General features: G+C 75.6%; 9 protein-coding genes and 1 pseudogene. 5 read left to right on the forward strand and 5 right to left on the reverse strand.

The window, feature by feature from the left end; all coding sequences use genetic code 11:
* Positions 1–360: 360 nt before the first annotated feature.
* Together ACFU74_RS07890 and ACFU74_RS07895 are read right to left on the reverse strand one after the other, a co-directional pair.
* Positions 361–945 (reverse strand): hypothetical protein, encoded by a 585-nt coding sequence (locus tag ACFU74_RS07890; protein WP_380753444.1) that lies wholly within the window; start codon positions 943–945, stop codon positions 361–363.
* A gap of 58 nt (positions 946–1,003) precedes the next feature.
* Positions 1,004–1,789: a glycoside hydrolase family 25 protein gene (locus tag ACFU74_RS07895; RefSeq protein ID WP_380753447.1), complete on the reverse strand. Its 786-nt coding sequence runs from the start codon at positions 1,787–1,789 to the stop codon at positions 1,004–1,006.
* Positions 1,790–2,108: 319 nt separating this feature from the next.
* On the opposite strand from ACFU74_RS07895, the gene ACFU74_RS07900 reads away from it, so the two are divergent.
* A complete protein-coding gene (locus ACFU74_RS07900; RefSeq protein WP_380753450.1) occupies positions 2,109–5,990 on the forward strand; it encodes a helix-turn-helix domain-containing protein in 3,882 nt (1,293 codons plus the stop codon).
* A gap of 25 nt (positions 5,991–6,015) precedes the next feature.
* Here ACFU74_RS07900 and ACFU74_RS07905 read toward each other — a convergent pair whose 3' ends face one another.
* Positions 6,016–6,534, reverse strand: a complete 519-nt coding sequence (locus ACFU74_RS07905; RefSeq protein ID WP_380753453.1) for a hypothetical protein — start codon at positions 6,532–6,534, stop codon at positions 6,016–6,018.
* Between the two features lie 212 nt (positions 6,535–6,746).
* On the opposite strand from ACFU74_RS07905, the gene ACFU74_RS07910 reads away from it, so the two are divergent.
* Complete coding sequence (locus tag ACFU74_RS07910) at positions 6,747–7,289, forward strand: DUF1707 domain-containing protein (RefSeq protein WP_380753455.1); 543 nt, start codon at positions 6,747–6,749, stop codon at positions 7,287–7,289.
* 8 nt (positions 7,290–7,297) lie between these two features.
* Here ACFU74_RS07910 and ACFU74_RS07915 read toward each other — a convergent pair whose 3' ends face one another.
* Positions 7,298–8,224 (reverse strand): aminoglycoside phosphotransferase family protein, encoded by a 927-nt coding sequence (locus ACFU74_RS07915; RefSeq protein ID WP_380753458.1) that lies wholly within the window; start codon positions 8,222–8,224, stop codon positions 7,298–7,300.
* Positions 8,225–8,444: 220 nt separating this feature from the next.
* Here ACFU74_RS07915 and ACFU74_RS07920 point away from each other — a divergent pair.
* Positions 8,445–9,017 (forward strand): annotated as a pseudogene (locus ACFU74_RS07920) (VOC family protein); the annotation flags it as partial.
* A 125-nt stretch (positions 9,018–9,142) separates the two neighbouring features.
* On the forward strand, positions 9,143–10,303 hold the full coding sequence (locus ACFU74_RS07925; RefSeq protein WP_380753461.1) for a hypothetical protein: 1,161 nt from the start codon (positions 9,143–9,145) through the stop codon (positions 10,301–10,303).
* Between the two features lie 115 nt (positions 10,304–10,418).
* On the opposite strand, the gene ACFU74_RS07930 is transcribed toward ACFU74_RS07925, so the two are convergent.
* The gene (locus ACFU74_RS07930) at positions 10,419–11,015 is read right to left on the reverse strand and encodes a choice-of-anchor C family protein (protein WP_380753464.1); all 597 of its coding nucleotides are present in this window, start codon (positions 11,013–11,015) and stop codon (positions 10,419–10,421) included.
* A gap of 343 nt (positions 11,016–11,358) precedes the next feature.
* On the opposite strand from ACFU74_RS07930, the gene ACFU74_RS07935 reads away from it, so the two are divergent.
* A complete protein-coding gene (locus ACFU74_RS07935; RefSeq protein ID WP_380753467.1) occupies positions 11,359–11,910 on the forward strand; it encodes a hypothetical protein in 552 nt (183 codons plus the stop codon).
* Positions 11,911–12,224 lie beyond the last annotated feature (314 nt).

Consider the following 12,224-nt stretch of genomic DNA (forward strand, 5'->3'; position numbering starts at 1 on the left):
GACGGGTGGCGGGCGGTCCCTCAGGGAGGGGACCGGTTCCGCCCGGCGTCGGCCGGCAGTGACGGGGTCGGGGGTCAGGCCCGACGGCGCTCACATCGTAGGGGCGCGCCGCGCGGCCGCACAGGCCTGCGGTACGCGCCGCCCGGCCCTTCGCGGGGCACCCGGAGGCCGCACCTCCGGGTGCCTCCCGCCCCGGCGGTCCCGCCCGCCGCCGCACCGGCCCCACCCGCCCCACGGCGTCCGTGCCGTTCCGCCGGAGCGCTGACCGGAAACCGCCCTTCCGGCTGTGCGCCCCCGCACCCCCGCGCCCCCGCGCCCCCGGTGGGTGCAGGGAGTGCGGGGGCGCGGAGGCCGGGGGCGTCAGTCGGAGAGGTTGACCGGGCGGTAGGCGTGGTAGCCGTCGCCGGACTTCAGGCCGTAGTCGTGCTTGGCGTGCCTGGTGCCGACGCGGCCGGCCTGCTCGTAGGAGGAGTAGGACTTCCTGCCGCTCTCCCACTTGTCGAAGATGACGACGTGGCGGTGGTCGGGGTCGTTGCTGTTGGCCTTGATGACCAGGTCGCCCTGGCGCAGCTCGGACATCTTGATCGGCTTGGTCCAGCCGTCGTTCTTCAGCGCGACGGTGTTCGGCCCGGACTTGGGGAGCCTGAGCGCCATCGAGACGAAGCCGGAGCAGTCCTGGCGGTAGCCGTCCTTCCAGTTCCGGTGCTGGGAGTAGGGGACGGGCTTGCCGCCGTTGGCGGTCAGCCACAGCTTGGCGCGGCGGATCTCCTCGGCCCGGGTGATCTTCGGCGCGGCGGCCCGCAGGCCGTCCTCCTGGGCGGCCGTGGCCACGGCAGCGCCGTCGAGGGGCGCGGTCGCGGCGGCGGGCCCGGCGAGGGTGAGGGAGCCGAGGAGGGCGGTCGCGGCGAGCGCGGGGACGGTCCAGCGGTGGAAGCGGCGGTTCATGAGGGGTCCTGCCTTTCTGATGGGGTGTCTGTTCCTGGTGATGGTTCTGGGGGCGGTGTCAGCCCAGGTGGGCGAGGCGGCGCAGCGCGGCCCGGTCGCCGTGGAACACGTCGGCGTCCATCGGCAGGCCGGCCGTGCCGGGCACCTGGGCCCGCTCGCTGTACTGCCAGAAGTCCCAGCCGGCGGCGCCGGGCAGCGGCCGGGGCTCGGCACTGCCGTAGCGGGCGAGCCAACTGCGGTAGCCGGAGAGCTCCTCGGTGCCGCCGAGGCAGTCGTCGACGACGTCGCGCCGGGTGTAGACGACCGGCTCGGTGCCGGTGGCCTGCCGGACGCGCTGGAGGAACGCCTTGACCTGGCCGAGCGGGATCCGCCCGTCCTTGCCGCACTCCTCCAGGTCCAGCGCCGGCGGCAGCTCGCCGGGCCCGCCGCCGGTGAGGCCCTCGCGGCGCAGGACGTCGACGAAGTGGTCCGCCTGCGCGGCGCCGTCCTTGTCGGGCTCGAAGAAGTGGTAGCCGCCGTGGACCAGGCCCACCGAGCGGGCTCCGGCGAGGTCGCGGCCGAACCAGCCGTCGTCGAAGGTGAGGCCCTCGGTGGCCTTGAGGTAGACGAAGGACTGGCCGCCGCCCGCCACGGCGGGCCAGTCGAAGGCCTTGTCGCCGTTCCTCGTCTCGTGGCTGTGGTGGGAGCTGTCGAAGCCGCGCACGGTGTAGGCGTCCGGGCCGGTGCCGGCGGCCCCGGCGGGCGTCACCGGTCCGGGGGCGGCCAGCGTCGCGGCGAGTGCGGCGACCGCGACGGCCGCCGCCCGGAGCGCTCCGCGGAGCGGACGGCGGGGCAGGTGCGACATGGTGGGGTTCTCCTCTGCGGTGAGGCGTGGACGGAGGGTGGTGACGGGGCGTCGGCCGGGCGATGCGACCGGGGTTGTGGCCGGTGTGGCGACTGGTGGTGCGGCCGGTGGTGTGACCGGTGGTGCGCCGTCTCGTCGTCGGGCCTGATGAGAGCTTCGCCCGCCGGCCGCCCGGCCTGCACCGGGTGCCTGTTGTCGCCCGCCGCCGACACCTCGACAACACCTCCGACCTGCCGTTTCGACTCGCGGCCCGGGGCCCGTGACGCACCGCCGGCCGACTCGTTGACCGGTTGGGACACGATCTGACCGGGGGTGGCGGATGGACGCGGAGCACGGCGGGCGGCGGCCGGCGCACGGAGGGAAGCCCGATCCGCCGTCGGCACCGGCCGGCGGCGACGCACCGGACTTCGGCGCAGCCCTGCGGGCCCTGCGCCAGGCCCAGCGCCTCTCGCTGACCGACCTGTCCGCCCTGGTGCACTACGACCGCAGCCACATCAGCAAGGTGGAGACCGGCGCCAAGCCCGCCACCACCGACTTCGCGCACGCCTGCGACACCGCCCTGCGCGCCCGCGGCGCCCTGATCGAACTGGCCACCCGGGGCCAGTGCCCGTACCCGGGCCTCGCCTCCTTCAAGGCGAAGGACGAGCGCTGGTTCCACGGCCGCGACCGGGCACGCGCCGAACTGCTCGGCCTGCTCGGCGAACGCGCGGGCGACCGCGGCGGCCCGGTCCTCGTCGTCGGCCCCTCGGGCGCCGGCAAGTCCTCCCTGCTCTGCGCCGGCCTCGTCCCCGCCCTGCGGCGCGGCGCCCTCGCCGGCCCCGGCCCCGTGACGGCCGAGGTCCTGACCCCGGGCGCCGAACCCCTGGCGAGACTCACCGCCCTCGCCGAGCGGCCCGCCACCCCGGTCTGGATCGTCGACCAGGCCGAGGAACTGTTCACCCTCTGCCCCGATGCCGACGAACGGCGCGCCTTCCTCGACCGGCTCTGCCACGAGGCAGGCCCGGACGGCAGCCGACTGGTCGTCCTCGGCCTGCGCGCCGACCTCTACGGCCACTGCCTCGCCCACGACGGCCTGCTGCGCGCCGTGCGGCGCGGACAGCTCGCCCTGGGCCCGATGACCGGCGGCGAACTGCACGCCGCGATCACCGCCCCGGCCCGCACCGCCGGCCTCGACCTCGAACCCGGCCTGCTCGACCTGCTGACCGCCGACCTCGGCCTGGACCCCGGCCACCCCGAACGCGCCTACGACCCCGGCGCGCTGCCCTTGCTCGCCCACACCCTGCGCGCCGTCTGGCAGCAGCGCGCCACCCGCTCCCTCACCCTGGACGGCTACCGGACGATCGGCGGACTGCACGGCTCCGTCGCGCTGACCGCCGAGCGTGCCTGGTCACGGCTGGACGAGGAGGCCAGGGCCACCGCCCGCCGGCTGCTGCTGCGCCTGGTCCACGTCGGCCCGGACGGCCAGGTGGTGCGCCGCCGCGCCGAACGCTCCGCGCTGGCCGCCGCCGACAGCGACCCGGAGCGGCTCGACCGCGTGCTCGCCTCCTTCGCCGCCGACCGGCTGATCACCCTGGACGCCACCGGTGTGGCGCTCAGCCACGAGGCGCTGCTGCGTGCCTGGCCGCGCCTGGGGGAGTGGATCGAGGAGGCCGGGGCGGGCCTGCGGCTGCACCAGCAGCTCTCCCAGGACGCCGAGCACTGGACCGCCTCGGGGCGCGAGGACGCGCTGCTCTACCGGGGCAGCCGGCTCGACGTCGTTCGGCAGTGGGCGCAGCCCCCGGTGGGGGACGCGGCGGGGGCAGCGGCGGGGGACTCAGCGGGGGACGCGCCCGCCCTGACGCCGGACCTCGCACCGGACCTCACGCCCGCCCTGACGCCGGACCTCACGCCCGACGAGCGGGAGTTCCTGGCGGCCGCCGAGGCCCGGGCCCGCCAGGACCGGCGCGCCGAACGGCGCCGGGTGCGCACCCGGCGCCAGCTGGTGGCCGCGCTCGCCGTCGTGGTGGTGTGCGCGCTGCTGGCGTGGCACCAGCGGAACGCGGCGGCGACGGCGAGCCGGGTGAACCTGGTGTACGCGCTGCTCACCGGCGCGGAGCGGAACGCGGGCCACGACCCCTTCGCCGCGTTCCTGCAGTCGGTCGAGGCCCGGCGCGCCGCGCCCGCCGACGTGCCGGAGCTGCGCCGCTCCGCCGAGGACGCGGTGCTGAGCACCCAGGCCCGGTACCTGACCGGCCGGATCCCGGGCTTCGCCTACGGCGTCAACGCCCTCGCCCTCAGCCCCGACCGCCGCCTGGTCGCCACCGGTGACTCCAAGGGGCAGGTCGCGCTGTGGGACACCGCCACCACCACGAGGGTCGGCGAACTGCTGGACCACGGCGTCGGCTACCCCGTCCAGGACGTCGAGTTCAGCCCGGACGGCACCCTGCTGGCCGCCGTGCTCACCCGCGACCCGGCGCACCGGGTCCTGCTGTGGCGGGTCGCCGACCGGCGGCCGCTGCCCTCCCCGGTGATGCCGATGAGCACCACCGGCAACACCTCCGTCGCCAAGCGGGTGGCGTTCAGCCGGGACGGCACCCTGCTCGCGGCGGGCAGCAGCGACGGTGACCTGCCCGGCCGGGTGTGGATCTGGCGGGCCGACGGCGGCGCCGCCCCGCCGGTCCGGACGCTGCTGGACCACACCGGAGTGATCCAGGGCCTCGGCTTCGGCGACGGCCACCGGCTGGCCTCGGCCGACACCGACGGCACGGTCCTGGTGCGGGACCTGGACGCCCCGCCGCGGCCGGACGGCGGAGCCCCGGTGCTGCTCTCCGGGCGGATGCCGATGCCTCGTTCACTAGCCTTCGCCGCCGACGGCCGGCTGCTGGCGGTCGGCGGCGAACAGGGCGGCATCCGGCTGTGGCGCCCGCCCGCCGGAACGGCGGCAGGCGTCCCGGCCGATCCGCAGGACTGGCCGTCCCAGGACCTGCCGCAGCGTCACCTCGGCTCCGTCAACGCCCTCGCCCTCACGCCCGACGGCGCCACCCTGGTCTCGGCCGGCGCCGACCAGGCCGCCAGGGTCTGGGACCTGCCCACCGGACGGACCACCGCGGAATTGCGCGGCCACCCGACCTTCGTCCTCGGCGTCGCCGTCGGCAGCGACAACCGCACCGTCGTCACCTCCGCCGGGATCAGCTCCCCGTCCGGCAGCGTCCTGCTCTGGGACCTGCGCCGCGGCACCGACCTCGCGCCCGGCCCGGACCGTCCGGCCGTCACCGCCGTCGCCGCGGCCGGTCCCCGGGCCGTGGTCGGCACGGCCGACGGCCGCACCGCGCTGTGGGACGTCACCGGCCGCACACCCCGCCTCGTCACGGCCACCGCGCCCACCGGACACGCCGTCACCGGCCTGGCCCTCGACGCGGCCGCCCGCACCTGGGTGACCGCGACCGCCGACGGCGTGCTGCGGATGCGGCGGGGATCCGACGGCGGGGAACTGGCCGCCACCGACCTCGGCGCCCGCCCGACCGCCGTCGCGCTCAGCCCGGACGGCTCGCTGCTGGCCGCGGGAACGGCCGACGGCCGGCTGCTGGTCGGCCCGCCGGACGGCTCACCGCCGCAGCGGCGCTGGCACCGCGACCTGGACCAGGTGAACGCCGTCGCCTTCGTCGGCGAGCGGCCCGAACTCGCCTTCACCCACAGCACCACCGCCGTCCACCTCCTCGACGTCCGCGACCCGGCGGCCACCGCCCGGAAGACCGGGATGACGCACGACGACTACATCCGCCGGATCGCGGTCAGCCCCGACGGCCGGCGGATCGCCACCGCCGGCAACGACCGCCTGGTCCGCGTCTGGGACGCCCCGACCGGCGCTCCCCTCGGCACCGCGGACCGCACGGTCGGCGCCGACACCGTCCACGCGCTCGCCTTCACCCCCGACAGCCGCGCCCTCGCCGCCGTCGGCCACGAGGGCGCCCTCCGCCTCTGGGACCCGTCGTCCCCCGAGCCGCTCGCCACCCTCACCGGCCCGGGACAGCCGCTGAACGCGCTGGCCTTCCTCGCCGACGGCCGCGCCCTCACCGCGGGCGAGGACGGCGCCGCCCCGCTGTGGAGCCTCGACCCCGCCACGGCCGCCGCCGCGGCCTGCACCGTGCTGCGCCCGCCACTGCCCCGCGCGGAGTGGGCCCGCCTGCTGCCCACCGTCCGCTACCGGGCCGGCTGCGGCTGACCCCGGCCCTCCTGTCGACCTCCCGTCAGAACCACTGCCGCAGCCAGGCGTCGAGCGCCGCGTAGTCACCGTCGGTCAGCCCGACCCGCGGATCCACCCGGTGCAGCAGAGCGGGCCCCGGGTGACGGGCGGCGACCCACACCCGATCCGCGCCGGTGATCTCGTCGTCCACCCAGGCGAACGGCCGCCCGTCCGCGCGGGCGACGAGCGCCCGCGTCTTCCAGTGCAGCCCGCCGGGTTCGGCCCCCTCTTCGACACCGTCCTCGGCACCGTCCGGCTCCGGCCACTCCACAACGGCCAACGACGGCAGCCCGAGCAGCGGCGCGACGCACGCATTGGCGTCGTCCAGCCACGTCGTCGCCCACACGATCTCGCACGGCAGGGCGGCCAGCCGGGGCCCGTGCCCGGGATCGATCCTGGCCAGCAACGGATTCCCACCGCCACCCGCCCCCCGGTACGTCGGGTACGGCCCCTCCCCACCGAACGGAATCAGCGGCCCGTCGACGTCCAGGAACAGCAGCGGAGAGTGCAAGGAGCCGGCCATCCCGGCATCCTACCGGCCGCCGCGTCAGCCGGCCGGGCTTGCGGGCGCCCACCATGACGTGGCCCATCCCGTCCCGGCGCAGGGCGAGCGCGGGGTGGGTGGGCACCGGAAGCGACCCGTCCCCCAAACGGTGCACATCTACGAGACGGTTCCTTTTTGCTGAAGGCAACCTGACGTTCCGTCGACTGATGCACCGGCGCTAGGGTAAAGCGGTGACCCCTCTGTCGGAAGACCCGCGGCGCGCGTTCACCGAGGACGACCGCGACACGGCGGTGCGGCGCGTGCAGGGGGCGTACGCCGAAGGGCACCTCTCGCACGAGGAGATGGACGAGCGCCTCCACCGCGTGCTCACCGCCGCCACGCACGGCGAACTGGCGACGGTGCTGTCCTCGCTCCCGGCGGAGCCGACCGGCAGCACCTCCACGATCGCCGCCGCGGGCGGGCGGATCAAGCGGCGCGGCGCCTGGCGGGTGCCCCGGGTCCTCAAGGTCGCGTCCGCGTTCGGACGGGTCCGTCTGGACCTGTCCCGGGCGGTCATCGAGCACCCTGTGGTCGACATCGAGCTGCAACTCGGCACCGGCAGGGCCAGGATCACGGTCCCGCGCGACGCCGTCGTCGACCTCGAAGGCCTGCACACCGGGTGGAAGGACACGCGCTACCAGGCCCCGCCGGCGTCGTCGCCCGGCGGGCCGACGATCCGCATCTCCGGAACCATGGGGTTCGGACGGCTGAAGGTCCGCCACGCGCGGCGCTGAGGCGCCGCCTACCGGGGCCGGCGGACCGTCGCGGTGAGCCGTTCCAGCGCGGCGCGCGCGGGCGGGCCCCAGGTGGGCTTCCCGCCGGGACGGCCGCGGACCCCCGCCTCGCCGATGAGCAGGCAGGAAAGGGACTTCAGCACCGCCCATCCGCGGGCGCGGCGCCGGGTCGCCTCGTCCGTACCCGGCCGGTAGGCGCGGTGGAAGCGCTCGACGGCGCCGTCCGGCAGCAGCATCCACGCGGCGGAGAGGTCGCAGGCCGGATCGCCCGTGCAGAGGTCGCCGAAGTCGATCACCCCGCAGAGGGCCCCGTCCCCGGTGAGGACGTTGGCCGGATGCAGGTCGGCGTGCAGCCACACGGCCGGGCCCGCCCACGCGGGCGCGGCGACGGCGTCCTCCCAGACCGCGCGGACGGCGTCCGGGTCGGGGACCAGTCCCAGTTCGACGGCCGAGGCCAGAATCCGGGCGAACCCGTCGGGGTGGTCGGTCAACGGCCCGTCGCGGCCGTTCCTGCCCGCGGGTGCGTCCTCGGGCGCGGGCCGGTGGAGCACGCTGAGGAACGCGGCCAGGCCGTCGGCCGCCGCCCCGGCCCGCGTGGCGGGGGCCCGGTCGGCGGGCGTCCCCGGCACCCAGGTGGTGACGATCCACGGTCGCGGAAACCGCTCGGAGGGCTCACCGATCCGCTGCGGAACGGGCACCGGCAGCGGAAGTCCCGCCGCGAGCCCGGGAACCCACGCGTGTTCCTTGCGCACCAACGCGTCCGCGTCCGCCGTCGCCCACGGCATTCGGACAGCAAGATCGTCACCGAGCCGCCACACCTGGTTGTCCCACCCCCGCGCGCCGAGCCGGACAGGACGGTCGGCCAGATCGGGATGCTGCTCCCGCAGCAACTCCCGCACCAGCCCCGCGGTGACCTCGATCCCGGAATGCGTCATACGGAGCCACGCTAGCCTACGGCCGCCCCCGACACACCCGTCCGCTGCTCCACGGTCGACGAGAGCCACTCCGGCCCCACCGTCCTCACCCGGACCGTCGGCCGGGGCCTGGACGCGCGTCAGGCCGCCCCACCCCTGGTCCCGACGCCCTGGACGACCGGCACGGCGCTGCGACCCGTCCACGAGAACATCAAGGCACACGCGACCCCTCGGCGCCCGGCCGGACCCGGTCACCGTCACCGTCGCCGTCGCCGTCGCCGTCGGCATCGACCTCGTGCTCGCCCCGGAGGCCGGGCCGGCGACCGGGAACCGGCTGCACCTGGACATCGCCACCGCCTTCGACGCCCACCGGGCGGAGCCGGTCGCGCACCTCCGGGACCTCGGCGCGAAGCCCGCCGACGCGGTCCGGGGCGAGGTGCCATGGGCGTGCCTGGCCGACCCGGAGGGCCACGCGCCCTGCGTGCTGGAGCCCTGGAAGGTCTACCGAGCCACTGAGCCACCGGGCCGAGGGCCGCGACGGTGGGTCGACTGCGCGGATCCGCGGGCCATGGCCCGGTTCTGGGGCGAGGCTTCGGACCGGACCCCGTACGAGGTGACCGACGGGCACGCGGTGCTGCGCTCCCCGATGGGCACCGGCCCCCCGGAAGTTCCGTCGCAGGCCGGCTGCGAGGACCGCGCCGGACCGCGTCCGTCCCGACCTGCTGCCTGCCCCGGCGACGACCGGGGCGACGTCGTCCCGTGGACGTGCCTGGCCGACCCGGAGGGCCACGAGCCCCGCGTGCTCGCCCTGTCCCGGACGCGGGCGGCGGCGGGCGGTGGGCCGTGGGCCGTGGGCATCGAGGCGGCACTGACAGCGCGGGGCGATTGGCCTATCGTGCTTCGCGGCCGTACGAACTGTGCCGGGAGGTGCTGCACACCGTGCTGACTGATCGTTTGCGGGCCGGGGCGCTGGAGGTGGCGGAGCATTGCACGACGCCGTTCTACCTGTTCGACCTGGAGGCGCTCGGCGAGGGCTACCGGGAGATGGAACGCGTCTGGCGGCGGGAGTTCGAGCGGCTGACGGTGGCGTACTCGTACAAGAGCAACCCGCTGTCCGCCGTGACCCGGCGGCTGGCGGCGCTGGGCGGGTCGGCGGAGGTGGTGTCGGGGGCGGAGCTGTCGCTGGCGCTCCAGGACGGCTTCGAGCCGGGGCGGATCGTCTTCGACGGGCCGGTGAAGAGCCCGGCGGAGCTGGCGCTGGCGGCCGGGCTCGGCGTGCCGGTGCAGGTGGACTCCCTGGCCGAACTCGACGCTCTGCTCGCGCTCCCCGACGGCCCGCCGCCGGTGGGGCTGCGGCTGGCCACGCGGGGTGCCGGCGGCGAGTGGTCGCGCTTCGGGCTGCTTCCGGCCGAGGTGGCGCGGGCGCGGGAGCTGCTGTGCCGGGCCGGTCTGCCGGTCTGGGGTGTGCACGTCGGGGTCGGTACGCTCTCCGGCCCGGAGGCGTACCGCGAGGCGCTGGTGTCGTGGGCGGAGGTGCTGCGGGAACTCGCGAAGGAGGCCGAGGGCCGGCTGACGGTGGACGTCGGCGGAGGGTTCCCGCCGCACGGGGTGCCCGGCCTGGGGTGGGAGCTGTACGCGGCGGCCGTCGCCTCGGGGTGCCGGCAGGCCGGGCCGGGCCCCGAGGGGGTGGACCTGCTGATCGAGCCGGGGCGCTCCATGGTGGAGGCGCACGGCGCGCTGGTCTGCCGGGTGGCGGTCCGCAAGGCCCGTGACGAGCGGGACACGCTGGTGTTGGACGGCGGGACCAACCTGGCCCGCACGGTCAAGAGCCGGCCGCACCCGATCGAGTTTCCCGCCTCACCGACCGACGGCGCCGGCCGCTACCGGCTGCTCGGCGCCAACTGCTACGAGGGCGACGTGTTCGCGGACGACATCGCCGGCCCGGCGGGTGCGGGACCGGGCGACCTGGTGGTGATCGGCGGGTGCGGTGCGTACGACATGCCGTTCGCCCATGTCTGGGTGCGGACCCGGCCGCCGGTCTACGCCCTCGACGGCGAGAACTGGACGGTGGTGCGCGAGCCGGGCGGCACCATCCGCTAGCCCCGGTGCCGCCCGCCGCCGAACGGCCGGGCCGCCGCCGCCCGCCCCGGACACCCGGCGCCGCTTCGCCCCGCGAGGACGATGCGCCGCGCGCCCGGGACGGGCGGCCGTTCGGTCACCCGCAGCAGGGCTTGCACTCCTTCACCTGGACGTCGTCGACGACCGGGCCGTACGCCCCGGGGACGGTGCTGGCGAAGCTCAGCGTGGTGGACCCGCTCTGCGCGACGAAGCTGAACTGGCGCCCCACGTAGCCCATGGCGGCCCTGCTCTTGCCGGTGACGTCGAAGGAGAAGTCCTGGAAGTTCTGGCCGTCGATCAGCACCCGGCCGGTCTTCAGGACCGGTCCGCCCGCGGAGTTGCCGGCGAGCGCGTAGGTGACGGAGTAGGTGGCGCCCGGGACGGTGGTGAAGCTCTGGGCGACGGCGCCGCTGGCGCCGCCGTTGAGGTCCAGCGACTGGTCGCCCTCGGCGGCCTGCCAGAAGCCGGCGCCGATCAGGTCGACGCTGCCGGTGGTGACGGTCCACGGCCCGATGGCCTGACCGGCACCGAAACCGGTGAAGGCGTTCGCCGGGGCCTTGGGCGTCTCGAAGCTGCCGTCGTCGAAGTGGCTCAGGGCGCGGTGGCCGCCGGCGGCCTGGGCCGGACCGGCCAGGGCGGTGGCGCCGGCGACGAGCAGGGCGGCGACGGCGGTGCGAGCACGCGGGAACGACATGGATGGCCCTCCAAAAGGCTGTTGGACGGATCAACCGACGATCGGCTGCGCACAGAGCGTCGGCCCCCGCGATGATCCCTGCCAAGACCGGACGCCCGGCGCCCGGTGTCGCACGCGGCCCGGAACCGGGCTCTCACACGCCGGTTTGGCCGGCCCCGGACCCGCCACACGGGGCCGCGCGGACCGCCCCCGAGGGCGCCGCACCCCGAGCCGCCCTCCGGCACACGGCCCGTCCGGGGGAGCGGAACCCGTCCCGCACAACCCCATCCTGCTCTGCGCGCCACCAAATCGCGCTGCTGCAAGTACAAATGACGTATCGTCATTTAAACCTAAGGGAATGGGCATGATGGTCGATTCGGTGCACCCTGAGCGGTTCGAGATCCGCGGGGACGGGAGGGGATCCGCAGCGTTCGGTGGCGTCGTCGCCATCGCGCTGGGGCTGGTGATCCTCAACATGATCCTGTCCTGGGACGAACCGCCACTGCTGGCGCTGCTGTTCTTCTGGGCGTTCTGCCTGGTGTGCGTGGTGGGCGGCCTGCTGGGCCTGGCCGCCGTCCTGCGGAGCACCCTGGTACCCGACTTCCGGGTGGACGCCACCGGCTTCCACGCGACGGGCGGCCGTTTCCACGCGCCCTGGGCGGAGATCGGCCTGATCGAGGTCGGCACGGTCGAGGTCCACCACCACGACTACCAGCGCCCCCGTAACTCCGGCCCCCGCCGACGCCGAGTGTTCTGGGTGACCCGCGGTGACCTGCGCTACGAGTTCCAGATCATCCACGAGCACCCCCTGCCCCTCGACGAACTCGCCCAACAGGTGACCCGCTTCGCCGGCCCCGTCCCCGTCCGCGCCCTGGACACGGTCGAACGCCGCCCCCAGTGGGCCAGAAAGCCGTAACACCCCCTACCTCCGCTCGGGTCCCCACCACGCGGCCGGCATCTGGCTGAGCAGGCGAGGAGCCCGCCCCCGCGTCGGTCCTCGACGTGTTGGTGCCGCGGACTGGCCGTTCGAGCAGCTGCGGTTCCCGGGCGGTGAGGTCTCCTGGTCGGTTTATCCCGGGGTGTAGGAGGTTGTTCCTCATGCCGATCTCGAAGGTTGTCGGTCGGGCGGGAGTGTCGGTCGGCCCGTGGGTTCGTTCCTCGTCGTGCCGCTGTCATGGCCGTTGGTTGTTGTCTTGGGGGTTTGTTGTTCGGGTGGGGGTGGGGGGTTGT

Origin of the sequence: Kitasatospora sp. NPDC057500, assembly GCF_042802195.1 — a bacterium.
GTDB lineage: Bacteria > Actinomycetota > Actinomycetes > Streptomycetales > Streptomycetaceae > Kitasatospora.

Coding starts and splice junctions, on each gene's coding strand:
- ACFU74_RS07890 (WP_380753444.1), bottom strand. CDS start 945: ATGAACCGCCGCTTCCACCGCTGGACCGTCCCCGCGCTCGCCGCGACC.
- ACFU74_RS07895 (WP_380753447.1), bottom strand. CDS start 1,789: ATGTCGCACCTGCCCCGCCGTCCGCTCCGCGGAGCGCTCCGGGCGGCG.
- ACFU74_RS07900 (WP_380753450.1), top strand. CDS start 2,109: ATGGACGCGGAGCACGGCGGGCGGCGGCCGGCGCACGGAGGGAAGCCC.
- ACFU74_RS07905 (WP_380753453.1), bottom strand. CDS start 6,534: ATGGCCGGCTCCTTGCACTCTCCGCTGCTGTTCCTGGACGTCGACGGG.
- ACFU74_RS07915 (WP_380753458.1), bottom strand. CDS start 8,224: ATGACGCATTCCGGGATCGAGGTCACCGCGGGGCTGGTGCGGGAGTTG.
- ACFU74_RS07930 (WP_380753464.1), bottom strand. CDS start 11,015: ATGTCGTTCCCGCGTGCTCGCACCGCCGTCGCCGCCCTGCTCGTCGCC.
- ACFU74_RS07935 (WP_380753467.1), top strand. CDS start 11,359: ATGATGGTCGATTCGGTGCACCCTGAGCGGTTCGAGATCCGCGGGGAC.